Here is a 25,010-nt window from a genome sequence, read left to right on the forward strand (position 1 = left end):
TAATATGGGTAATAAAATAATTGTACCTTTTGATGATCAAGAAGGAGGTACTTACGAGTTAAACATTGATCTTGATAGATTATCAAAAGGTGAGGTGTTGAATGCTATTGTAGGAATTGGTCGTACTAAGGAGCAATCCACCTTTGTAAGCAAAATTAATAAGGCTAAAAAGCCTGAAGAAATAGCCCCTTTCCCTGGTAGAGAAGTTCGCGAAAACAAAATCAACTATGGGAAAGGACTTGACTACATATATGGCACAAAACCTTTAAATGATCAAGCAGAAGATTTAAATCCATTTACTTCAGCTTTGCAAAAAATAAAGCCAAGTATAAGTGAAAGCAAAAAGTTGAGTTGGTTTAAAAGTGCTGTGGTAGAAGCAAAAAACGTAAATGAATTGCACAAAACTATAGACCAAGTACTAGCCTCAGGAGCAAGAATAAATGCATGTGATGACGGGGAATGGAGCTTTGCTGAGTATGTAGTGTTGAGTACACATTTTCATAAATTTGATAAGGTTGATCGTAAAAAGGTAATACGTAAATTAATGCTAAGCGGTGCAGAGTTTCATGATACTCTACTACAGAATAAACTGATAGGTGAAATCTATAATGAGCTACAACCAGAAGTTCAGCCACAGATAGATGAGAGACTAGAAGAACTAGAGAAAGCTGGCGAAAATGCTATGCAAGAAGGAGAATTAATAGATGTTGAGATAGATAATACAACATCGTATATAGAATTTTCTGGGGATAGCAAGGTAGAGGTAGCCAAAATACTGAGAGAGTTAGGAAGTAATATTTTAAAAATTGGCAATGATGCAGTTGAAGTTAAAAGTGAGAAGGGAGGTATAAGAAACTATATCGATATGTCATATGAAAGCTCTATTATATTAGAGTTTCCTACAAGCATTGGTAAGCTAAATATTATATTGTACCACGATGTAAAAAAATATGATCAAGTACAAGTCAGAGTAGAAAACAAGGAAATGTGGGCTGAGTTACAAAAAAGAGGCGAAGAAATTGGAAAAAATTGCCTCTTTGGGGGAGTGAAGCTTAAGGAAGTGGTAGAAAGAGGTAATTTCACTAGATGTGGCATATGGAATGAAAAGTATGCTATAAAAGAGATTAGCAATGATGAAGTATTGTCTCCGTCTTCATGGGTAAATAGGGTATTTGGAGGTAGTAAAGAAACCTTTAGGGAACTTTAATGCGTCTACAGCAAACTTTAAGGTTCCAGAGTTTTTTTCTACCGTTATATCTGGAGCCTTTGAGCTATAGTAGAAAATATTATACGCATGGTTGTTTTCGTGGAAAAAAGTCTAGACTGTGAAGTAGGGGAAAAAGTAAAAAATTGGAGGTTAGAGAGAGGTTATACTCAGAAGGATTTAGCTGAGAAAATTGGTGTAAAGTATTGGGTGATACTGCAATATGAGAAAGGGAACCGTGGAATTTCAATCGAAAGGTTGTACGCTATAGCAGAAGCATTGTCAGTAAGTATCACTGATCTCATTCCAGAATGGCTTTGTTGCATAGCACTGATAGGCATGTAAATCACAATGAACTTACGCAGCTAATTTAAATTTAGCCATACCAATATCAGTAAATTTGTTCAGTAAGTAGCACTTAATTAACAGCTCTTTTTCACGATTTACCTCTGATTTATTTTTCAAGCCAAACCCAAATATTTGCTTCAACCTATAGAAAAAGACTTCAATATAAGACCGTGCTCCATACTTAACTTTTTTCTTCCATTCATTAATACCATCTTCATAATTCTCATATGACCTAATTCTACTAATATACTTGTTTCTTTCTGATAAGTAGTCAGCTAAACAAATTTTAGTATCCTTCCTAGGGCGAATAATAGGCACAATATTGTATTTTCTGCATTCTTTATACACACTTTTTATATCATAAGCCGCATCTGCTCGAATAGAACAAATGTTATATTTATCACTGACTTCTTCTAACATATCGCAGACCGGCAAATAGTCTACAGCAACACCACTAGTGTAGTTCATGCTTATTGCTTTCTTATCATTTATGTTTAAAATAACATGTAATTTTCTTACTTGACCATAACCACTGTATTTTCTTTTTCGAATATTAAGCTTACTATGCCCACCGTTATTATTGTAGATACTAACTCTAGTGCTATCTACGGCAATTTCAACATTTTCCAGATCATCTTTATTGCTTCTATGGTCATCAATCTTCAAATTAAGCTTTTTAAATCTTCTGGAAGCTTGTGTATAGCTGATAATCTTAAGTTTTTTGCCTATTTGTACCATATAACCTTTTACAAAACCTACAGCTTGTCTCAAGCCAATTCTAAAAAGATGAACTATTATGTGTATTAAAATTACAACTTTATCACTATAAGTGTTATTGCCACCTGCAACTTTTGGACTATTTTCATACCAATTTTCTATGGCTTGATTAACAAAATGAAAAACATTTCCTCTTTTTTTTAGAAACTCATTATATTCTCTTTGGTTACTTACTCTCATTTTTTGTGGCATAAGTTATACTTGTTTGAAAAATGCCTATTTTACAACAAAATGCGTTAGTAACCATAAGCTTTTCTCCTTACAATAACCTCAACCAACACTAGCTATGCAACAAAGCCTTCCTGCATCAAAGGAGAAAATCGGCTTTAAAAATGAGGAAGGAGAAATATTAAATCTAGTAAGAGAATATAAAAAGATTAACGATCATGAGTTACGTAGGATGTTTTGTTTATTAACCAAATTTGTTCAAGTTAGTGAGAAAAGTAGTAAAAAAGCAGAGAAAATAAAGATTGCAAAAGGTTTGGTCAAAGCAGGAATTTCTGTTGACGTTGTTTCGAAAACAATTGGTCTCTCTGCTGATGAATGTGTTGAAGAAAAAGGAGGTTCTATTTACTGCCAAATAGGAAAGAAGATAAAAGAATGGAGGCTAATGAGAGAGTATACTCAAAAAGATTTAGGAGAGAAAATGAGTACAACCCGTCACGAAGTAAGCAACTATGAACAAGGAAGGACTGCTGTTCCACTTGATAAATTATATGAAATGGCAGAAGCGTTATCGATTAATATTACAGATCTACTAATAGAGAAAGATGAAGGTAGTACAGTAGAAAATGAGCTACCTGATTTGATTAAAGAATACAAAGAAATTGAGAGCCAAGAACTACGTAATGCATTAATAAAATCTTTATTTGAAGGTTGTGAAGAAAAAGTGAGGAAAGCGGAAAGAATCAAAGTTGCAAAGGATTTAGTAAAAGGGGGAATTTCTATTGATATTATTTTGCAAATAGTTGGTTTATCCGCTGATCAAATTGCATGAAAATTTATTTCTAAGTAAGGTATATATGTTTGTTTCTGTAAGAGATATTAGTTCTATAAGTTATAAAATAGGGCAAAAAATAGAAGATTGTAGATTAATGCAAAGGTGTACTCAAGCAGAGTTAGCAAGTAAAATCGGATTAGCATATAAAGAAGTAACCAATTATGAAAATGGGTATATTCCTATTACGATTGAAGTACTATATGTAATAGCAAGAGTACTGTCAGTTAATGTTGTAGATCTATTACCTAAACCAATAACAGTAAGAGAGTATGAAGATGAAGACGAAGAAATACTCTATCTAACAAAAATATATGAGAATCAAAAGTTAGGCAAAATAGTACATTCATTAGTCAGGTTTGTTCATATTAGCGAGAAAATCAATCAAGAGGAGGCAAGATTAGAAGTAGCAAAAAATCTAGTTAAAGAAGGAGTTTCAGTTGACATAATTTCCCAAGCAACCGCCTTATCTATTTACGAGTATGATAATACAGAGAAAGAAGTCTGCACTGATTCTATATACTATAGAGTAGGGCAAAGAATAAGAGAATGGAGATTGATAAAAAGGTATACTCAAAAAGATTTAGCAAACAAAGTTGGTTTAACACTCAAGGAAATACACGAGTATGAAATAGGATACACTGCCATATCATTTGATAAATTATATCAAATAGCAGAAGGATTATCAGTGAATATTAAAGTTCTGCTACCTAAAACAAGAGAAAGCAAAAAGCTATTGAGTTTAATGGATGAGTACGGAGAACAAGAATCATTAGTCAAATCTCTATCTGAAGATATGAAAAGTGGCAAGGAAAAAGTTAAAAAAATAGAAAGGATCAAGGTTGCAAAAGATCTAGTTAAGGCCGGTGTTGCAATTGATATTATTGTGCGAGCAAGTGGCCTAACTGTTGATGAGTTGGGTGATTGTGAAAATTGAATTGTGTTTAAGATATAAGTAAAAATGGTTAATATATTATCCATTCTAAACCTTTGTTTAGCTCTGCAGAATTTGGTATTTCTACCTATCAAGATAAAACATCACAGAATTTCTCTATCACTTTCTGGTTGTCCTCTATCATTGCCTTTGCCTCTTGCTGAAGAGATTTGATATTTTTTGATGTAATATTATCCATGTCGGGTGACGCTATTTTTAATTGCGATTGTATGCGTATATATTTATCAGCTATAACTTGATCAAGTTGGTAGTTTACTGCATCTAAACTTGAGGCAAACATCACATGTAGTAGTGGTTTTACCCAGCCTATTTTTCCAAATCTCTTTGAATTGGCATACTCTATGCTTCTATCTGTTCTGCCAGTACCTACCGATAACAGTATAATCTCATCATTTGGAAACAATTTCTTACCACTTGCGTATGCACATGCCGCTGGATTATTTGCAAAAACCCCGCCATCCACTAATACTCTGTCTATCTGGTCAATTTTTAGATGTTTTGGTATGAAATAAGTAGGGGCAGCCGTTGCAGCTCTGAGTGCATCTTTTAGCTTAATATTACCTTCTTTCCAGCTTTTGAAGAAAAATGGGCAGTTATTCTGAATATCGTAACTCGTAATGGCTTTGTTGCATAGCTAGTGTTGGTTGAGGTTATTGTAAGGAGAAAAGCTTATGGTTACTAACGCATTTTGTTGTAAAATAGGCATTTTTCAAACAAGTATAACTTATGCCACAAAAAATGAGAGTAAGTAACCAAAGAGAATATAATGAGTTTCTAAAAAAAAGAGGAAATGTTTTTCATTTTGTTAATCAAGCCATAGAAAATTGGTATGAAAATAGTCCAAAAGTTGCAGGTGGCAATAACACTTATAGTGATAAAGTTGTAATTTTAATACACATAATAGTTCATCTTTTTAGAATTGGCTTGAGACAAGCTGTAGGTTTTGTAAAAGGTTATATGGTACAAATAGGCAAAAAACTTAAGATTATCAGCTATACACAAGCTTCCAGAAGATTTAAAAAGCTTAATTTGAAGATTGATGACCATAGAAGCAATAAAGATGATCTGGAAAATGTTGAAATTGCCGTAGATAGCACTAGAGTTAGTATCTACAATAATAACGGTGGGCATAGTAAGCTTAATATTCGAAAAAGAAAATACAGTGGTTATGGTCAAGTAAGAAAATTACATGTTATTTTAAACATAAATGATAAGAAAGCAATAAGCATGAACTACACTAGTGGTGTTGCTGTAGACTATTTGCCGGTCTGCGATATGTTAGAAGAAGTCAGTGATAAATATAACATTTGTTCTATTCGAGCAGATGCGGCTTATGATATAAAAAGTGTGTATAAAGAATGCAGAAAATACAATATTGTGCCTATTATTCGCCCTAGGAAGGATACTAAAATTTGTTTAGCTGACTACTTATCAGAAAGAAACAAGTATATTAGTAGAATTAGGTCATATGAGAATTATGAAGATGGTATTAATGAATGGAAGAAAAAAGTTAAGTATGGAGCACGGTCTTATATTGAAGTCTTTTTCTATAGGTTGAAGCAAATATTTGGGTTTGGCTTGAAAAATAAATCAGAGGTAAATCGTGAAAAAGAGCTGTTAATTAAGTGCTACTTACTGAACAAATTTACTGATATTGGTATGGCTAAATTTAAATTAGCTGCGTAAGTTCATTGTGATTTACATGCCTATCAGTGCTATGCAACAAAGCCATTCAGGTTTAAGTAAATACTCAAATTCATATATTGCTAATGTAACAGCTACAGCAACTAAAGCCGTAGTTAAGAATGAATAATTTCCTGTGATTAATGCTAAACTTACTAGTAACCCAATTACTGGTGGAGCAAGAGCACCTCTCTTCCATAATTGTGGTTTTTTATTGAGCTCATGTTTTTGTTTCTCTTTCTTTTCTTTGTATCGTTTACATGCTCCTTTTTTTCCTTCGAGTGTAATTTCTTTAACTTGGACTTGCTGACAAAATGTGACCTTTTTTTTGGCTTTATTTTGTCAGAAATAGAAGATTTTGATAACTCAGTGTAGTCAACTTTTTCGTTAGAATCACCCATAACTTTTTCGCTTCATCAATACCTATATTAAATTATATTCTAAATAAAGTCAAGATATTAATTACTATATTAAACTGTACTCTGAAAAAATTAAGATATTAACTACAAGCCTTGAGCCTGTTAAAATCTTCTTCAGCGTGATATGATGAACGGGTTAATGGACTTGATGCAACTACCAAGAAGCCTTTAGAATAAGCAATATATTTATAATGCTCAAACTCTTCTGGAGTAACATATCTATCAATTTTTGCATGCTTTGGAGTTGGTTGCAGATATTGACCAATTGTAATGAAATCAACTTCGGCGCTACGTAAATCATCCATAACCTGAAAGATTTCTTCTTTTGTTTCTCCAAGACCAACCATAAGCCCTGACTTCGTGAAAAGTTTAGAATTAATCTGTTTCACCATCTTTAGCAAATATAGTGAATGAAAATAACGAGCTCTTGGTCTTATTTTTGCATACAGCCTTGGTACTGTTTCGATGTTGTGGTTATAAACATCAGGTGATGCAATAGCTATTGCTTCAAACGCTCCTTTCTTATTTAAAAAATCAGGAGTGAGGATCTCTATTGTTGTTTCCGAAGTTATCTTTCTAATTTCTTCTATACACCTTATAAACTGATTTGCACCACCATCTGGTAAATCGTCACGGTCAACAGAGGTAATGACAACGTGCTTTAAATTTAACTTTTTTATTGCTTTTGCTAAATTTTCTGGTTCATGAGGATCGAGCTTATCAGGAATGCCAGTTGCAACGTTGCAAAACGCACAAGCACGAGTACAAACAGAACCGAGAATCATCACAGTAGCATGACGTTTATTCCAACATTCACCAATATTTGGACACGCAGCTTCTTCGCATACTGTATGTAAGTTATGTAGCTTAACAGTGTTTAAGGTTTCATTGAATACTTTACCAGCTGGAGCTTTTGCTCTGAGCCATGTAGGCTTACTATGCATCTGAAACAGCTAGCTCTACCTCTTGTTTTGCTAAAACTTTCTTTAATCTTCTTTTTATCTTTTGCGCTTCTTTACTTAGTTTAATTGTTTTTGTGTTGAGCAAGAAAGCATCAAGATCACCTTTGTAATCTATAGTTCTTAAAGTTCTTGTCGCTATACGAAAGCTAAACTTTTTTTCTAATATATTACTCGTTAATGTAACCTTATGTAAATTTAAGAGAAAGGTACGCTTTGTTTTACGATTTGAGTGCGATACCTTATTACCAAAAGACTTTTTTCTATTTGTTAATTCACAAATTCTACTCACTTCAATATACCAATTTATCCTATGTAACTAGGTTAACCTTATATAGTTAAATAGTCAACTCCCTTGCTTGATTTTTATACCGTATACTGCTTTATAGCCAAAAAACACTGTAATTTTTTCTATTACAAGAGAAACCATATGCTGCATTTCTAATGCTTTACTGCCATTTGTTACTAACAGATGCAGAACACCAGAATTTACGTTTTGTGCGTATGAGATCTTTTGTGGTTTTGTACATTCTGCTAATTCCTCTCCAACTATACTTTTCCAGTTTAAAATAAGACGTATTTCATTTTTGCTGATCTTATTTTTCATGCATTTTAATGCATAGTTTTCTATTATAGATTTTAATTTCTTTGGCCCGCTATATTTAAACATCTTTCCAGTGCTTAAAATTAAATTATATTACAACTTTCTTATACAAAAAACTAACTTATTGTTTTCATAATCCTCGGCCTCACACATAAAAAGCAGTATTTGTATATCTAGCATTTGCCAGAATTTTGTGTTTCCTACCTTGTAATCATTTTTAATTTTAATTTGTTAAATTATTATGAAGCTAATTAAAATTCGAGTAAAGTATAGTATTTCCAAGAAGATTATCTTTTTACTGTATGCAGTAATTTTCTTATAGCTATCTGTTTTTTAAGATCTTTCTGCAATCCAAGCTGCTTGAATGGCCTCTAATATTTTTTCATTACAATACTTTTCATCATCATCAAACTCTTCTAAATCCAAGACTTTTCTTTTAAGTTCAGTGAATCTAATACTAATTATATCTTCATTTGGAAATTTCTCTTCTAGAGCTTCTGCAATATCTTCTATATCAAGCCATTTCATACTTTTTTAATAAATTAAACTGGTGCCCATGGGGAGACTTGAACTCCCAAGGTCGCAAAACCCACGGATTTTAAGTCCGCTGCGTCTACCGATTCCGCCACACGGGCCTTATGTTGTTTATCTAGAGTAAAATTCTACTACTAAATTGACTTCCATGTCTGCTGAATAGGGGACTTCGGAATATTGAGGCGCTCTCAAATACTTCACTGAAAGTGCTTTGCTATCTGCCTCTAAATAATCTGGAGCCTTACGTTCTTGTTTTTGTTCAGCCTCTATTAATATAGGAATTTTTGCTGCTCTTTCCCTTATTTTTACTATATCACCAGGCTTCACTCTATAACTTGATATGTTAACCACCTTATCATTAACTGTAACATGTTTATGAGATATAAGCTGTTTTGCCGAGTAAATTGTTGGCACAAAACCAGAGTGATATAAAACAGAACTTAACCTTGATTCCAAGGCACCAATAAAATTATCAGCCGTATAACCCTTTCTTTTGTAGGCATCTAAAAATGTACGTCTAAGCTGCTTACTTGAAATTGCATAGTAGAACTTAAATTTCTTATGTGCAGCAAACTGCTTACCAAAATCAGATAACTTCTTAAATCCAAGAATACCATGCTGACCTGGAGGGTATTTTCTTTTATTGACCGAATCTTTTGCTCTACCCCATAAGTTTACACCAAGCCTGCGACTGATTCTATACTTTCTATTGATAACAGTTGTCATACAAAAATTCTCACAATCTAACTATAAATTATTAATGATTTTAACATTAAGTGTCAACTTGTTTTTGCCACTATGATGTAGTATACTTCACTTTTAAGTTTTCCTATTAATACATGAATCATCTACTACTAAAATCCATGGCAAATGCTGTCCGCTTTTTATCAATTGATGCAGTACAAAAAGCAAATTCTGGACACCCAGGTATGCCACTTGGCATGGCAGATGTTGCCACTGTATTGTTTGCTAAATATCTAAACCATAACCCTGATGATTCTCAATGGATCAGTAGAGATCGTTTCGTCCTATCAAATGGTCACGGTTCAATGTTGCAATACTCTATATTATATCTGACAGGCTACATTAGTATAGATGAACTAAAAAACTTCAGGCAACTTACATCAAAAACTCCAGGTCACCCAGAATTTGGCTTAACTTCTGGTATAGAAGCAACAACAGGCCCGCTTGGTCAGGGATTTGCCACTGCTGTTGGCATGGCACTTGCTGAATCGATTCTTGAAAAGCAGTTTGAAATCAGTCACTACACTTATGTAATGCTAGGAGATGGTTGTCTTATGGAAGGTATAAGCCATGAAGCAGCGTCCCTTGCTGGGCATCTTAAATTAAATAAGCTGATAGCATTTTTTGACGACAATGACATCTCTATAGACGGCTCTACTAGCCTCTCTTGCTCTGATGATGTAGAAAAGCGTTTTTCAGCGTATGGATGGAATGTTGACAAAATCGATGGGCATGACTTTGATGCTATATCCCTTGCAATAGAGCAGGCGCAAAAGTCTGATAAACCTACACTAATCTGTTGCAAAACTATTATCGGAAAATTTTCAAGCCGTGCTGGCACATCTTCTGCTCATAGTGGTGCCTTTACAGAGGAAGATGTAAAACAGATGAGAGAAAAATTAAATTGGGACTATGAACCATTTCATGTACCAGAAGATGTGAGAAATGCTTGGATAGAAACAGTTAAGAGGGCAAAGCAAAACTATACATCCTTGATCAATGAAGAACTACAAAGAAGACTTGAGAAATGTTTGCCGAATAACATCGAGAGTGATTTGGCTAACCTGAAGAAACAAATATGTGAGCTCATGCCAAACGAAGCTACTCGATCTTCTTTCGGCAGAGTAATGGAACTATTAACTAAGTCTATGCCAGAACTAATTGGTGGCTCTGCTGATCTTACCGGTTCAAATTGTACTAAATATAAGCACATGCAGGCAATAGATAGTAATAATTATGATGGTTCTTATGTCCACTATGGAGTGAGAGAGCACGCTATGGCAGCTTGTATGAATGGTATGGCTCTTCATGGTGGAATTATTCCTTATGGTGGAACTTTTTTAGTATTTTCCGATTACTGCCGCCCTGCTATACGTCTTTCAGCTTTGATGAAACAGCAGGTTATATATGTAATGACTCATGACTCAATTGGAGTAGGGGAGGATGGTCCAACTCACCAGCCAGTAGAGCATTTAGCTTCTTTGAGAGCTATACCAAATCTGTATGTTTTTAGGCCAGCAGATGCAATTGAAACTTTGGAGTGCATTAGCATTGCATTGGAAAAAAAAGAATCTCCATCGTTATTTGCACTTTCAAGGCAAAATATTAATTACATGCACTCTTATACTGACCAATTGGCCAACCTATCAAAATTTGGTGCATATATACTATGCGAATATTCAGGGAAGCTAGAAGTGACGATATTTGCTACCGGATCTGAAGTTGAAATTGCAGTTGAGGCAAGAGAAAAATTACAGGAAAAAGGTGTAGGAACAAGGGTCATTTCTATGCCGTGTTGGAGGCTTTTTGACGAGCAAAGTGATGAATATAAAGCGGTAGTATTAAATAATGACAGCATCAAAGTTGCAATTGAAGCTGGAAGTGAAGTGGGTTGGCATAAATATATAGGCTCAAATGGTATATTTATTGGCATGAAAAGTTTCGGAGAATCAGCACCTTATGAAGCTCTTTATAAGCATTTTAATATTAGCGCTGATTATGTAGTAAAATGTGTTTGTGAAAACGCTTTTTATCATTCTACTGCCCATAAAATTACTTAATGAACTCAGCCAGTACCGTTATTATGATATGTATAACAATGTTACAAAAAATAATATCATAGAATTCAAGAAGATAATTCCTAGAGGGTTACTCATCTATAAAAGGCCGAATTTTGTTAGCTATTTAGATGTAAAAGGTAAGCTAAATTTTTATAAGGAAAAAACAATAATTAACTAAAAGAGAGCGCTGGACGAAGCAACTTAATTGGTTTGCTATTTCAACCACCATAACTCAATCAACAAATTTTGGAAAAAAACACCGTGTTTTGAGAACCTTATTTATCGACATATAAAATTTTTCTTGCCTCTTTTCAAAGAATAAAACATCTTAAATTAAGAATATTGATAATTCTTTATAGGGGGTATTATGCACGTAGGAAATTCTAATAGTCAGCAGGTAAGTCAGAATTTGCTGTCTTTTTCAGCTAATTCCTCTGATGAGGAGTACTGTGATGCTAGTGATAAGGTTGAGAGATCTTCTATATCTTGTGAAAGTGATTCTGACCTGGAGTCTATTCCTACTGTATCACATTTTAAGCAGCATACTTGGAAAGACGGCAAATCTAAAAAAGTTGGCCAAAGTAGCTTTAATGAAAATAAGGGAACAAGGAAGTCATTTGGTGAAAATGGATATATAGAGGGACAATGGAAGAACGATCATTTGATAGAAATAGATTCGTGTCAATTTACTCATCCACATAATAATAAAACAGTTTATATTAGGAAGCAAAGTCCAGGTTATTTATTTACTTTTGATCAGGAAAACTTTATTGCAAGAGTAAGCTTCAACAAGATTGAAGAGTTAGATTTTGCTGGGCATCCTATAGGTATAAAACGAAATTTTCTTGAAAAGCTTAAAATTACTAAAATTATAGAAGATGAATTATTAAATAACAGGGATAAAGCTTATGAACAATTTAAACAGTTTTTGCAGGATAGAAGTGGTAAAACTGCAGATAATCTTGAGTATGCAGAGGATCTTTTTCAGTTTTCTAAAAGATTAGAAGATTGGAGAAAGTTCTCTAGTAATATATCGATATTAGATGATGTAGTTAATAATCAGAACATTTCACGCGAGACAAATAGTAGTAGTCAACAATTGCTTAATAGAGAAAGAGCTCTGGATATAAGAAAGAAAGAGTTTTCTCGAGTTGATCAATTTTATACAAGGGATTTGCTGACAGGATTACAACAAATCTGTAAAGATGGAATAAATAATCACGGAAGTATCTTATATGACAAATATCTTTGGTCTATTTCTGTAATGGCTCCATCTGTTATGGTAGATCATTTATCTGACTTGCATGATAAATCGGTATTTTATATCAGTAATAAAGATATGGAGTTGTTTGCAGATCTTGTTGATATGATGAGTGAGCAACCTTTCCTGGATCTTGTAGGTGATTCATGGAATGCTTTATTTAAAAGGATAAAGGAAATGAGGGGAGAAGCACTAGGGAAACTTGCTTCTTCACAAAGTTTTACACCTTTAACTCATCCTATGTATTTTTATCTTTGTAAGAGCTTTCAGGAGCTAATTTTAGAGATTAGTAGTAAAACAGATATTTCTGTTAATGATCTACTGAAAAAAGACGGTCAAGGAAAATGGGGCTTAATACAAACTATAAATTGGCCATTAACTTCCTCTCTAAACCGCTCTCTCGAACAGCAATATCACTTTATCTTTACACTAATGAAATATTTTGAGCCCGGTTATTATTCTGACAAAAAAGAATTTGAATACAAACTTAAATCGTTACAGGACCCTGGTGATGAAACGTGGTTGCAACGTATAAAAAACTCTGTTTCCAATTTCTTTGGCAATAATGAGTTATCATCCATATCATCTCAAGAGCGCTTAGCATGGATATATATTATTGACAGTGCAATTACTAATCTGCTTTCCGAAAAAGAATTAAAGTTATTTGAACCTCTCATACAAGGCTATATGGATTTTATTAAAAACACAGAAGGTGATCATTATGAGTCATTTCGAATAGCAACACATAATGTTATAAGGTTTATAGCACAAACAAGTCCTTATCTCTCAAAAGAAGTTTCAGAAATTGATCGAGATATTTTAACAAAACAAATAAAATCTATTAAGAAGGCGTTTTTAGATGAACAATCTAGTGATTTTAGAGACTTGGTAGATGTATATAACGAGTATTGGAAGAATAGAAAATTTATTTTAGAAAAAATTCCTGATAAGTTTCCTTATGGGGAGTTCAAGCAAAACATGGAAGCAATACGTAACACACTACTTGATATTGCAAGTACTGCACTTGATAAAAAAGCAAAATCACAAGGGTTCATTAAGTACTTTAGATCGTTTAATGAATTTTTAGAGGATTTAAATAGTATAGAATTCAGTTGGTTTATTAAAGGAACTAATAATGACTTAACTGAAGTAGAAGTAGCCAATAAAGATAAAAATTCATATAAGGTTTTAGATCCTGAAAATTTCATCAAAAAATATAAGGATAATATCCCTAATCACTACTTAATTGAAATCACTCAAGATCTATTAAATAGTGTAAGTAATTTACTTGAGCAAAAAAAATGGTCTGATGACGATAATTTGAGTGCAGCAAGTGAGTTACTGTCAGCAATTAAGAAATCTTTTCTTTATCTAAAGGAGCAACCTAACTACGTGTCTTTCGATATATTCAAAGAAGAAAGTACAAAGCCGTTTATTTCTGTAGTAGGGAATAGCATATCTTATGAGGATTTTAAAAAACGAATTGGTATCATAGGGGAATCTTTTTGGTATTTAAGAAAACAAGATGAGATTGATATAGACAAAGCTTTAGAGCTATATAGAAAAGAAAACAATAATAGCACAGTAGAAACACTAAGAGATTGCTATAACAGATACTTAAAAGAATTTAACTCCTATATACAAGAGACTTCTGACAAAAATTACCAAGATAAAATTAAATTTATTACTGAAAAGGTACGGGAGCAATCAAAACAAATTAAAATTGATGAATGGAACACAAAATTCAAGAGAGAAACTTTACCTGATCTTCTTGCTGGATTAGCTGCTGTGTGGTCTATACAAGAATCAAAGGATATTGCAAGTACAGGAAAAAGCTTAAAGCCACATTGTATTCAAATATTATGCATTTTGCGATTGTTAAGTGTTGATAAAGACTCTAAAGGTGTTGATAAGCATCTTGCGCAAGTCTTAACAGGGCAAGGGAAATCGCTTGTACTAGGTTTACTCTCTTCACTATTAGTATTGACAGGTCATAAGGTCAGAACTGTTTGTTATAGTGAATACTTAGCAGCTCGAGATCAACAAGATTTTAACGGCTTTTTTAAGGAGTTTGGTATTGGTGACAAGATAACTTATGGTACATTTGAGAAGATGGCAAATGAAGTGATAAAGCCTGAGGTAAATGGCAAGAAACAAGATTTAAGAGAATTAGTTGAAGGCCGTATTTTAAATCATAGCGTGGAGCAATCTGGACAGATAAAGCAAGAGGATATCAGCAATACTATTTTACTAATCGATGAAGTAGATGTTTTCTTTTCTGATCAATTCTATGGAAATACTTATGGTGCATGTAATACTATACGTATTTCAGGACTAGCTAGTATTCAAGAGAAAATATGGGGAATGGCCAGCAAAGATTATGAAAAAAGTACTATTTTGAAAGAGGTAGGAGAAAGAAATCAAGAATTTCAAGAGTTTAATAGATTTAAATCTGGAAAATACTATCTTTTGAAGGAAGAAAAGAATGTGGTTATTGAGGAAGAGTATACTAATCAGTCTCTCTATGAAGAGCATCTTGATAAGATGATTGATGCTGCAATATGCGTTACAAAAGGAAGTGATCAAGATTGGTACATTAATAAGTATAAAATTAATGATAATGGAATTATAAGCTATAGAAAAGACAATGGAATTTATTCCATTTATACTTACTCTGGTTACTACAACATATTTAATTATTTTAGATTGAAGAAAAAAGACTTTAATCATAAAAATTATGGTTATTTGAATATAGACTGTGGCAAAGTGTCTTATGTAAAATTGCCGGAGAAATATCCTCTTATCTTAGGAGTGAGTGGTACCTTAACTACGTTAGATGATCATGAGAAAAAAGCGGTAAGAGAATTTTATAACATCAGAGAAAATTCCATCATGCCATCTTTTTTTGGTGATTCTCATTTAAAATTTAATTCAAGTGAAAATTTTTTATCTCAGGATTCAGAGGAAGAATGGCTTAACAAAATTTTCAATCATACAAATTCTAAGATGGGCTCAGGACAATCAGTATTAATATTTTTTGATACAGATACTGAAATAAACAAATTTAAAGAAAAATTCCTCGGCAAATTTGACCGCTTATACACATTAACAGAAAATACGGAAGGACAGGCTAAAGAGAAGTATATTGATGAAGCAGGCATTACAAAAACAGTAACACTAGCAACAAGAGGTATGGGTCGTGGTGTTGATTTTAAGTCTAGTGTTGCTGTAGAAAATAGCGGTGGGGTGCATGTTATACAGACATTCTTTTCACTTGACATAAAAGAAGAAACACAGATTAAAGGTAGAACTGCACGTAAAGATAATAAGGGTAGTTATGAATTGATACTCTTATATGTTAAAAACAAGTCTTTATAAATGTCACGAAATGGCGGTATAAAGACACGCAGAGAGGAGGAACCGTACATACTCTTGGTCATAAGGACCGTTTTGCAGCAAGGTTCTCCTCTCTGGTTTATTATACTGAAAGTGTAACCGTTCACGCAATGGCGTCAACTTAAGAGCCTTCATTAGCAGACTCTCCTAAAGACATGATGGCGTTTAGGCTTATCAACTTTGTCCATTCACGGTATAAGAAAGTAGTTTACAAAAATTGCATAATTAGTATAAAAAACAATAAACTAGATAGATGAGGGGTTGATGATAGAGGTGCTACAAGAAAAGATTGTGGTATTGGAGTCAGAAGTTGGTACTCTGAAAGCAGAGAATGATAAGTTAAGGACAAAAATAATTGAGCTAGAGGATAAGCTGGGTTTAAATTCAAAAAATTCATCGCTGCCACCATCGCAAGATGTATATCGCAAAAAGACAAAAAAGAAGAGCGATAAAAAACCAGGCGGGCAGCCAGGACATGAAGCGCACAAGCGGGAATTGATGGTAGCAGATGAGGTGGTAAAATGTTCAATTGATACAATTTGCATGTGTGGAAGCCAAGTTATTTTAGAAGAAGAAACTGTGCATCAAAAGGTTGAATTGCCAAAAATTAAACCGATAGTGACTGAATATAGGCTACAAAAAGGCTACTGTAAGGCGTGTAAGAAAAGGATCTCAGCTAGTCTGCCTGAAGGTGTGACAAGGGATCTTTTAGGAGCTAATGCAAAAGCAGTAATTAGCAGTTTTAGTGGATTTTTTATCAATTCAAAAAGGGAAGTACAGCAAATTTTGAGCAGCATATTTAATCTGAATATAAGCCTAGGTTTGGTATCAAAGACCGAGGGTAGAGTATCAGAAAAATGTATATCTGAATACGAAAAAATAAGAGAAGAGCTACGGAAAAGCAAGTATTTACATATAGATGAAACAAGCCATAGGAACCAGGGAAAGAAAGGTTGGAGTTGGGTAGTAACGAATAAAACAGCAACACTTATGAAGTTAGTTGGATCTCGCGGAAAGAAGATATTAAAAGGGCTATTGCCAGAGTATGATGGAATAGTTATAAGCGATAGGTATGCTGCGTATAATTACTTTAATCGTGAAAACAGACAGATATGCTGGGCCCATTTAGCAAGGGACTTTGAAAGGTTTTTTTACAGTAAAAATGTTGAAGTGAGCAGAATTGGCGCAGCATTAAAATCGCTGAGCAACAGGGTATTTGTGGTAGATAGAGCACGTAAACAAAACCTGATAGACAATTTAAGATTTTTCCGGTTAATGAGGAAGATTCGAAAAAGGGTGAAACATTTTTTGCGAGAGATAACAAGGGTTGCAAAAGGAACTCAGGCCTCGAGAATGGCTGCCAATATACTACGTTCTGAAGATATGATGTGGAGATTCGTGCGCAATCCTGATCTGATCGAGACAACCAATAACCTTGCAGAACGTCAGGCTAGACGGTACGTCATTTATCGTAAAAATAGTTTTTTCACTTGGTCAGAACGTGGAGAAAAGTTCATTGAAAGAATGCTTTCGATATTTTTGACTGCACGTTTGAATGATCAGAATCCTGTCCAGAAACTACAGAATTTAGTCGCTATTCCTGCCTAATTGGGAATATTCCGTGAACGGTTACAAAGCTACAGAATCTAGTAGCTGTCACTGCTTAGTTCTTTAATTCATTCTCACAATCCGTGAACGGTTACAAATACTCTTAGTATCATAGTAAAGGGAATGACGAAATTTGTAAAGTAGTTTTCACTCAAATGACGCCCAGGCAAAAACTATATGGTTATGCAAAAAATCTATTTTTAAAACTGTTAATATAACATAGAAAAAACCTCACCTTCATTAATAATAGATTACTTACCAATTGGGTAGTCACCAGTGAAACAAGCATCACAATATTGCGGTGTAGCATTGTTACGTTTTTCTGCTTTAACAGCTCTGTATAGCCCATCAATACTCAAAAAGGCTAAGCTATCTACTCCTATACTTTCCTTTATCTCTTCTATAGATTGAGTCGCAGCAATTAAATCTTTGCAATCTGGTGTATCTATTCCATAAAAACAAGAATGCTTAATTGGTGGGCTTGAAATTTTGAGGTGAATCTCTTTTACTTCCGCATCCTTTAGCATAACTATTATATTTCTGAGCGTACTACCACGCACTATACTATCATCTATTAAAATTATGTTTTTGCCTTTCAAAGTGTGCTTATTAGCATTGAATTTTAATTTTATTCTAACTTTACGTACTTCAGCGGTGGGTTGTATAAAAGTTCTTCCTATGTAATGATTACGAATTATCCCCAGTTCCATAGGTAATCCTGAATGCTTTGCATATCCAATAGCTGCAGGTATTCCAGAATCAGGTATTGGTACAACCATATCTACATTGTTTTTTGGTGGGCTCTCTTCTGCAAGTATTCTTCCTATTTCTTTTCTTATATCATATATGGACCTCTTCTCCATTATGCTGTCTGGTCTCGAGAAGTAAACGTATTCAAAAATACAAAAACTTGATTTTTGCTGTGGGAAAGGAAACATTGAGGCTAGCTTACTATCCGAACTGATGGTAACTAATTCGCCTGGTTCTATTTCTCTAATAAACTCTGCATTTATTATATCAAGAGCACAAGTTTCAGATGCAAGAACGTAAGAACCGTTTAACTTTCCTAAAACAAGAGGCCTGATTCCAGATGGATCACGTACTCCAATAACTACTTCTTGATTGATTGCCACAAAAGAATAAGCACCTTGTATTTGCTTTAATGCATATATAAAACTCTCTAAAAAGCTATCTTTTTCACTGCTTGCTGTCAGATGCACTACTACTTCTGTATCAATATCTGACTGAAAAACGCACTCTTGTTTAATTAATTGTTCGCGTATCGGAGAAATATTAATTAAATTACCATTATGTGCTATGGCAAAATCCCCAAATTTGCCACTTTTGCCAAACATGGGCTGCACTCCAAATTTACTACCACTTGTTGAGTATCGAACATGACCTATTGCACAATCCCCAGGTAAGGATTTCTTTATTTCATCTATATCATCAAATACACTGCTCACTTGGCCTTGAAAGTGATAAGAGTGCAGCTTATCGTTGTTACTGGTTACTACGCCAAAAGACTCTTGACCTCTATGCTGCAAAGCGTGGAGAGCAAGTATAGAGTTAAAAGCAGCACTTTGGTTATAACTTATGCCAAATACCCCGCACTCCTCATGTACTTCATCAAGCATGAAAAATATTAAATAAAGCCTGATTGTACTTTAGTAGAGGCAAAGTACAAGAATTTTATTTGTTAATCCCTTTCAAAGTTGAAGCTTTCTACGGTAGTTTTGATGTATACCAGAAAGTAGGTTATATGCAATTAACCAATTTTGAGATTTTTGACAATTTTTTAGCACTGAAGAGAAAAAGATATTTTTATTGACTTATCTATGTATTGAAGTAATCACTAAAAAGTTTTAGTGGTTATGGTATATAATATGTCTAAGCAAGTAGGTAAACAAGGTGAAAGTAATCTTATTTTAGAACCTGAACAGTTCTCTAACAGCTTCTTCAATAGTCAACAGAGTAGTTCATCAAATCCAAAATTACCGACTATAAGTCGTAAAGATAGGCATATGGATTTAATCAAGAAAAGGTACGCAAAAAACAAAGATGTTGCAGAATATCTAAGAAGTTATGACTTTATTAAAAGAGCAGAAGAATTGTCAATAATTTATCTTTTTGAGCGAGACTCATCTTCTACGAAATTGCAAATACCATTGACTACAGATGAACAAATTCTAGTTAAAAAATTTTGTGATGAGATGATAAAAGGTATAACAGAACACGATGAGCAAGAAAGCGTTTTAAAGTACATGGAACGCATAATAGAGGGTTATTTAAATCAAGGAATAAGATTAACTCATATTACGGTAAGGATAATAAGACTGTAACAAATTTTATATTTGAAAAAATGGAAGAATTAATTAATCGCTTTCATGCAAATCCACACAATTCAACTACAAAAAATATCATACAAAAGATCACTCGTAATTTAGTGTTAAAAGGTGGGGTAGAAAAAGGATTATCTTTTTATAGCGATATTGAAGGCGGATATTACGGCTCTAATTATTTAAATGATCTTAACGAACAATGTAAGAGTAAGAAAAAAATGCTAGAGGGTCTAGCATATGAAGGTATTGTGAAAGAAAATAACAAGCAAATTGATAAATATGATCTTGAAGTAGAAGTAGATAATAAATATTTTTATATTAAGTATCCACAAGGTAGTATTGTTGAAACTGCGAGAACTTTAAATAATGAAAAAGCTAAGGATTTAGAAGTTGGCATATTTCAGATTGAGGAAAGTATAGTAAAAGTTGAAATTACAGAAGATGGAAAAAGAAATTACACAGATATCTTAAAAGGTGGTATTGAAATATTTTTTACTACTAAAATAGGAGAGATTAGTATTTATCTACGGAAAGATGGTAACAAAATGGTAGTAGAAATTGATGAGAAAAGCAAAATAAGGTTTAGCAAGTTAGAAAACAAATCAAGCTTTGGAGGGAATTATCTTATACAGGGGAAAAGTGTTTTAGAAGTTATGGGCAAGAGTTTTGAAAATATTCCTGAGGAGTTAACTCAGACTATTAAAAACGTTCCATCTACTAGTCTTATGCAAACATGTTTACAACAACAAGAAAACTCTAATAGGGAATTAAATTAATGTATTTTTAGGATAATAATTAAGAAATTAATTATAAACATTCATACGCATTCGATTGTAGTAGAGGATATGGGGCAGCAATTAGCACAAGAACTAAAGGCAAATGTGGTTGGTTGTCAAATAGTGATTGATTAAATCAATTTAGAGAGGTAAATAGCAGCTTTGCAGCTTGTTTTTATGAACAAAGATAAAACGTTGTAGCCAAGTGCGCTTTCGGCATTGTGCTGAATTGCAATATCTCTGTGCTCTAATTCCTCATCGCGAAATTTACTTATAGTTTCTCTTAATTCCCCATCTTCTAAATGTAAGACTTGCTCCTTGTAGTGCTCTCCGATCACTTCTTCAACTGCAGCAGTGCAAGCCATAGCGGCTTTTTTACCCATCATGGCAGTTACAACACCAAGTGATACCCCTAAAGCACCCCAAACTGGCAACAAAACAGTAGGACGAACTCTTTGCTCCTTGATTTTCTCATTAAAATAGTGGAAATGTTTTTTTTCCTGCTCCTCCATTTTAATTATTTTGTCAATTATGGAAGATTTTTTAAGAATAAATTTTTGACCGGAATAAATGCAAATGGCTCCATATTCGCCAGCATGATTTACTCTAATTGCTTGTTCTAAAAAATTTCCTTTCAATTTTTTTATATTGCTTTCCAATGTCTCCTCCCTTTATTTCTGCATTAGTACTACTATAAACCAACATATTATAGAGTAAATAAAATTCCATGCGTGCATTGCACCAACATTGTGATTACAGGAACTCAAGCAGCTATAGCAACGGCAAGAGTTACTTGACGGACTCCGCCATTCTCCTTAAAATAAGGGTGAAGATATATTATTTATCTTTAGTCTGTGCAGATAAAACGACAAAAAGCTCAATATACTTGATGTTTAATTTTTTGCACTATGTGCACTCTATGTCTTTATAAAACTTTTACCCACATAAGCTAAAATGCGCTTATCAAAGCATTTAATACAATGAAAAACGCCAATTAAAAAAATAGGTAGTAGCTGATAGATTTTCTTTTGCCTTTTTCTCTGTTTAGTAAATTTTTCAATATTTAATGCAATTAGCCGGCACTGGGATGACAACGAGTAGTGAGCTAAACGTCCGTGTGGTTATTGGTATTATCAAGATATTCTCTAATCTTCTTTAAATCTTCCCAAGCTAAGCGTTTTTGTGCTGGTTGACGAAGTAGATAGGCTGGATGAAATATAGCGGCTGTGGTAATTGCATGAGATAAATATTGGTTAGTATAAGTATGAAATTTGCCACGCAAGTTCGATATAGTCTTTGTGTTATCAAGAAGGCTATAACATGCAATTCCTCCAACTAAAATTAGAATCTGCGGTAAAACAAGAGCAATATGCTTCTCAACAAATGGTCTGCACATATCAAGCTCTAGATCAGTTGGTTTTCTATTACCTGGTGGACGCCAAAACACGGTGTTGCTTATATATACCTTAGTGCGGTCCAGATTAATTGCACCGAGCATCTTATCGAGCAGCATTCCGCTTGCACCACAAAATGGTATGCCTTTCAGGTCTTCATTTGCTCCTGGTGCTTCACCAATAAGCATGATTTTTGCATTCGGATTACCATCAGAAAAAACAGTATTAGTTGCAGTTTTTTTTATTTCACAACCCTCAAATGACTTAACTGCACTTCTTAGTTCATCTACACTACCACATTCACTTGCAAGCTTCCTTGCTTCAATGATCCAGTCACTTGGGAACATGGCTTTTTTCTGCTCGATGACAGAAGACTGTGCAGCTCTCTCATTTTCCACTTTTTTTTCCTCTTCACCTTCAGTTAGCGTGCAGTCAACACCCACTTCATGATAGAACTTCAACAATTCTAGATCTTCATTGTTCATAGTGCCTCTTAACCTTTTGAGCTTTTTTCATAGCCATATCGTACTTCAATTTAGACAAATGTCTAACGTATAATATACCATTTAAATGATCTAACTCATGCTGAATACACCTTGCAAGCCAACCACTAGCTTTTAGCGTCTGTTCTTCGTTATTTAAATTTTTATATTTCACAGTTAAATATTTTGGACGCTTAATTTCATGGCTTTGCTCTGGAATTGAAAGGCACCCTTCTTTGAGAATTACTTGTTCACCCGATAATTCTGTAATTTCAGGATTAATCATGCAAAATTTGCCAGTTGATTCATATCCTGCTGGCCCATCTTCAGCCTTCTCTGGCTGAACGTCCATGACAAAAACTCTCTTCATCACTCCAATTTGCACTGCAGCAAGGCCAAGACCATCTTCATGGTACATAGTTTCGAACATGTCGTTTACTAATTCTTTAATTTTATCGTTTATATCTGTTACTTCACTGGCACGTGTAGTTAACCTTTCATCAGGGGCAATTACAATTGGCAATTTAGACATAAAATTAAAATTTTATGTTTTATTTTTTCCTTTGTACAGTATTTTGGGTATATTAAAATGTTGCTGTATTTTTAATAGAAATATAAATTATTAAAGGAAGCTACAATTTGAATGGAATTGTGTCATAAGGTCAACTAATGTACTCTGCAGTAATAATAAAACCAAAGCGAAATGTTTTTGCCGTTTTAGACGTAGGTACAACAAAAATTATCTGTCTCATTGTTAAGATCAATAGCAACTTCAGCTATAAAATAATAGGAACGGGTTATAAAAGTGCAGAAGGTATAAGCGGTGGATCAATAACTGATGCAAAGCATGCAAGTTACTCTATTTCATCAACTATAGGTTTAGCTGAGCAAGTATCAGAAGAGACTATAGACCAGATATATGTGAATGTAGCCGGATGTGGAGTCTCATCTTTTAACGTATATAACGAAATTATTGCAGCTAATCACGAAATTTCAGACCGAGATATAAAACGTGTAGTCTTTCAGACGTTTGAGAAATATATCGAAGAAAATGTTATCATTCACAATATACCACTGAAATATCACTTGGATGACATGACTGATATAAAAGAGGTTGGTGGATTGTACGGAAAAAGACTATCTGCTGATGTTAATGTCGTCACTGCTTCGCGTCCAGCGCTTACCAACATTGAAAATTGTATAACTAATAATAGCGGGATAAGTATGGCTGGTTGTATTGCTTCCGCATATTCTGCAGGCCTTGCCTGTCTAAGTGAAGATGAAAAAGAGCTAGGAACTGCCATTGTTGACATAGGGGGTGGGTGTACTGCAATTGGAATTTTTAAGAGAGGAAAGCTTATATACACAATCAGCATTCCAATTGGCGGCATTCACATCACTCGAGATATAGCTTATGGACTATGCACAAGTATAGAGCATGCTGAACGCATAAAAATACTATACGGTAGCACTGTCGTAACTTCAATAGATGAGAACGAATATATTACACTGCAAAACAGTGAAAATGATGAACCGACTCGAGTACCCAAGTCCGAACTTATTGACATCATAAGACCTAGAGTTGAGGAGATATTTGAACTGGTAAGAGAACAATTTCAAGAACAAAAAGATCCAATCAATAAAGTAGTGCTCACAGGTGGAACCAGTCAACTCACAAGCATGAAAGAGATTGCAAGCTATATATTCAACAAACAAGTCCGCATTGGATGCCCTGAGTCTCTCAGTGGCCTTGATGGCGAGTATGATAAAAATCCCGTATTTTCTGCTGCCATAGGCTCTATCAAGCTAATAGTTGACACTTTTTATAAAAATAACTCTGGAATGCTCGGTCAAGATGGTAAAATGAGTAAATTGTATAATTGGGTTAAATCGAAAGTCACGGTTTGATTTTACCAAATAAAGTTTTGATATCCGTCAAAGGAAGTATAAAGAAAATTATTTCAAGATTGATAAATTGATTCGTGATCATACACCTGAAATTATGCGCTCCCATGGAATGATTGTTTATGATATGGTAATGGAAAAAGATGAATATGCTGAACGTCTCATTCTATGATAAAAGATAAAACAGGCTGGATCCCAGTGGTCTTTGTTGCATCGCTCAAGTGAAAAGAACTGGCAGTGACTGACAAAATTCATTATAAAACAGCCATTTATAGCTCTTTTCATAATAGTCCGAAAAGCTTATAGAAAAGCGGAATCAACAGCATGACGAAAAGATGTGAATAGAGGGATGTTTTTCCTAGCTCTGTTTTTTATAGCAAACCAATGATGCTCAATTTTGTTAAAATCGGGAGAATAAGGCGGTAGATATAAAATTTCTGCGCCAACTCCTTTAGCAAATCTTATTAGACTTATGAAAAGTAGCATTATCAAGGATAACAGTTTGTCCAGGTTTCAAAATCGGTGTGGCTTTGTTGCATAGCACTGATAGGCATGTAAATCA

20 protein-coding genes, 1 tRNA gene and 3 pseudogenes are annotated in these 25,010 nt (G+C 33.9%); 11 read left to right on the forward strand and 13 right to left on the reverse strand.

What is annotated here, in order from left to right; translation table 11 throughout:
* Positions 1–4 precede the first annotated feature (4 nt).
* Positions 5–1,207, forward strand: a complete 1,203-nt coding sequence (locus OPR58_RS04450) for a hypothetical protein (protein ID WP_265023080.1) — start codon at positions 5–7, stop codon at positions 1,205–1,207.
* A gap of 87 nt (positions 1,208–1,294) precedes the next feature.
* A pseudogene (locus OPR58_RS04455) lies at positions 1,295–1,531 on the forward strand (helix-turn-helix domain-containing protein); the annotation flags it as partial.
* 30 nt (positions 1,532–1,561) lie between these two features.
* Here the strand turns inward: OPR58_RS04455 and OPR58_RS04460 are convergent.
* Complete coding sequence (locus tag OPR58_RS04460) at positions 1,562–2,521, reverse strand: IS5 family transposase (protein WP_265022212.1); 960 nt, start codon at positions 2,519–2,521, stop codon at positions 1,562–1,564.
* A gap of 94 nt (positions 2,522–2,615) precedes the next feature.
* On the opposite strand from OPR58_RS04460, the gene wmk (OPR58_RS04465) reads away from it, so the two are divergent.
* A complete protein-coding gene (wmk, locus tag OPR58_RS04465) occupies positions 2,616–3,326 on the forward strand; it encodes a WO male-killing family protein Wmk (RefSeq protein WP_406846508.1) in 711 nt (236 codons plus the stop codon).
* Positions 3,327–3,351: 25 nt separating this feature from the next.
* Positions 3,352–4,263, forward strand: a complete 912-nt coding sequence (wmk, locus tag OPR58_RS04470; RefSeq protein WP_265023081.1) for a WO male-killing family protein Wmk — start codon at positions 3,352–3,354, stop codon at positions 4,261–4,263.
* An 88-nt stretch (positions 4,264–4,351) separates the two neighbouring features.
* On the opposite strand, the pseudogene OPR58_RS04475 reads toward wmk (OPR58_RS04470), so the two are convergent.
* Positions 4,352–4,909, reverse strand: a pseudogene (locus tag OPR58_RS04475) (patatin-like phospholipase family protein); the annotation flags it as partial.
* A gap of 98 nt (positions 4,910–5,007) precedes the next feature.
* On the opposite strand from OPR58_RS04475, the gene OPR58_RS04480 reads away from it, so the two are divergent.
* On the forward strand, positions 5,008–5,967 hold the full coding sequence (locus tag OPR58_RS04480) for an IS5 family transposase (RefSeq protein ID WP_265022212.1): 960 nt from the start codon (positions 5,008–5,010) through the stop codon (positions 5,965–5,967).
* Between the two features lie 496 nt (positions 5,968–6,463).
* On the opposite strand, the gene lipA is transcribed toward OPR58_RS04480, so the two are convergent.
* The 6 genes from lipA to rpsD all read right to left on the reverse strand — a co-directional run bounded on the left by lipA (position 6,464) and on the right by rpsD (position 9,206).
* Positions 6,464–7,327: a lipoyl synthase gene (gene lipA / locus OPR58_RS04485; RefSeq protein ID WP_108784143.1), complete on the reverse strand. Its 864-nt coding sequence runs from the start codon at positions 7,325–7,327 to the stop codon at positions 6,464–6,466.
* Positions 7,320–7,634 carry a 50S ribosomal protein L28 gene (rpmB, locus tag OPR58_RS04490; RefSeq protein WP_007302640.1) on the reverse strand — a complete coding sequence of 105 codons (315 nt, stop codon included), beginning with the start codon at positions 7,632–7,634 and terminating at the stop codon, positions 7,320–7,322. The genes lipA and rpmB overlap by 8 nt, the downstream gene beginning before the upstream one ends.
* Positions 7,635–7,688: 54 nt before the next feature.
* Positions 7,689–7,949: a DciA family protein gene (locus tag OPR58_RS04495; protein ID WP_254229807.1), complete on the reverse strand. Its 261-nt coding sequence runs from the start codon at positions 7,947–7,949 to the stop codon at positions 7,689–7,691.
* 330 nt (positions 7,950–8,279) lie between these two features.
* Positions 8,280–8,474 (reverse strand): Fe-S cluster assembly protein IscX, encoded by a 195-nt coding sequence (gene iscX, locus OPR58_RS04500; protein WP_007302643.1) that lies wholly within the window; start codon positions 8,472–8,474, stop codon positions 8,280–8,282.
* Between the two features lie 20 nt (positions 8,475–8,494).
* A tRNA-Leu gene (locus OPR58_RS04505) sits at positions 8,495–8,581 on the reverse strand.
* 10 nt (positions 8,582–8,591) lie between these two features.
* Positions 8,592–9,206, reverse strand: coding sequence for a 30S ribosomal protein S4 (gene rpsD, locus OPR58_RS04510; RefSeq protein WP_006012690.1), 615 nt, complete (start codon positions 9,204–9,206; stop codon positions 8,592–8,594).
* A 113-nt stretch (positions 9,207–9,319) separates the two neighbouring features.
* On the opposite strand from rpsD, the gene tkt reads away from it, so the two are divergent.
* The 3 genes from tkt (at position 9,320) to tnpC (ending at position 17,549) form a co-directional block, all read left to right on the forward strand.
* Positions 9,320–11,284, forward strand: coding sequence for a transketolase (tkt, locus tag OPR58_RS04515; protein WP_265023082.1), 1,965 nt, complete (start codon positions 9,320–9,322; stop codon positions 11,282–11,284).
* 367 nt (positions 11,285–11,651) lie between these two features.
* Positions 11,652–15,923, forward strand: coding sequence for a hypothetical protein (locus tag OPR58_RS04520; protein ID WP_265023083.1), 4,272 nt, complete (start codon positions 11,652–11,654; stop codon positions 15,921–15,923).
* 282 nt (positions 15,924–16,205) lie between these two features.
* The gene (gene tnpC, locus OPR58_RS04525) at positions 16,206–17,549 is read left to right on the forward strand and encodes an IS66 family transposase (protein ID WP_265022247.1); all 1,344 of its coding nucleotides are present in this window, start codon (positions 16,206–16,208) and stop codon (positions 17,547–17,549) included.
* A 251-nt stretch (positions 17,550–17,800) separates the two neighbouring features.
* Here tnpC and purF read toward each other — a convergent pair whose 3' ends face one another.
* Positions 17,801–19,186 (reverse strand): amidophosphoribosyltransferase, encoded by a 1,386-nt coding sequence (purF, locus tag OPR58_RS04530; protein WP_264375095.1) that lies wholly within the window; start codon positions 19,184–19,186, stop codon positions 17,801–17,803.
* A 237-nt stretch (positions 19,187–19,423) separates the two neighbouring features.
* Between purF and OPR58_RS04535 the strand changes: the two genes are divergently transcribed.
* Positions 19,424–19,891 carry a hypothetical protein gene (locus tag OPR58_RS04535; protein WP_265023084.1) on the forward strand — a complete coding sequence of 156 codons (468 nt, stop codon included), beginning with the start codon at positions 19,424–19,426 and terminating at the stop codon, positions 19,889–19,891.
* A gap of 20 nt (positions 19,892–19,911) precedes the next feature.
* Complete coding sequence (locus OPR58_RS04540) at positions 19,912–20,667, forward strand: hypothetical protein (protein WP_265023085.1); 756 nt, start codon at positions 19,912–19,914, stop codon at positions 20,665–20,667.
* A 131-nt stretch (positions 20,668–20,798) separates the two neighbouring features.
* Here OPR58_RS04540 and OPR58_RS04545 read toward each other — a convergent pair whose 3' ends face one another.
* The 3 genes from OPR58_RS04545 to def form a co-directional block, all read right to left on the reverse strand.
* The gene (locus tag OPR58_RS04545; protein WP_265023086.1) at positions 20,799–21,326 is read right to left on the reverse strand and encodes a demethoxyubiquinone hydroxylase family protein; all 528 of its coding nucleotides are present in this window, start codon (positions 21,324–21,326) and stop codon (positions 20,799–20,801) included.
* Between the two features lie 446 nt (positions 21,327–21,772).
* Positions 21,773–22,546, reverse strand: a complete 774-nt coding sequence (locus OPR58_RS04550) for a uracil-DNA glycosylase (protein WP_064085643.1) — start codon at positions 22,544–22,546, stop codon at positions 21,773–21,775.
* The gene (gene def / locus OPR58_RS04555) at positions 22,536–23,075 is read right to left on the reverse strand and encodes a peptide deformylase (protein WP_010403849.1); all 540 of its coding nucleotides are present in this window, start codon (positions 23,073–23,075) and stop codon (positions 22,536–22,538) included. The genes OPR58_RS04550 and def overlap by 11 nt, the downstream gene beginning before the upstream one ends.
* A gap of 137 nt (positions 23,076–23,212) precedes the next feature.
* Here def and ftsA point away from each other — a divergent pair, with 137 nt between their 5' ends.
* Positions 23,213–24,451 (forward strand): cell division protein FtsA, encoded by a 1,239-nt coding sequence (ftsA, locus tag OPR58_RS04560; protein ID WP_265023087.1) that lies wholly within the window; start codon positions 23,213–23,215, stop codon positions 24,449–24,451.
* A 297-nt stretch (positions 24,452–24,748) separates the two neighbouring features.
* Here ftsA and OPR58_RS04565 read toward each other — a convergent pair.
* Positions 24,749–24,974 (reverse strand): annotated as a pseudogene (locus tag OPR58_RS04565) (transposase); the annotation flags it as partial.
* Positions 24,975–25,010: the final 36 nt, after the last annotated feature.

Source organism: Wolbachia endosymbiont (group B) of Ischnura elegans (assembly GCF_947251585.1).
In the GTDB taxonomy this organism is placed as follows: Bacteria; Pseudomonadota; Alphaproteobacteria; order Rickettsiales; family Anaplasmataceae; genus Wolbachia.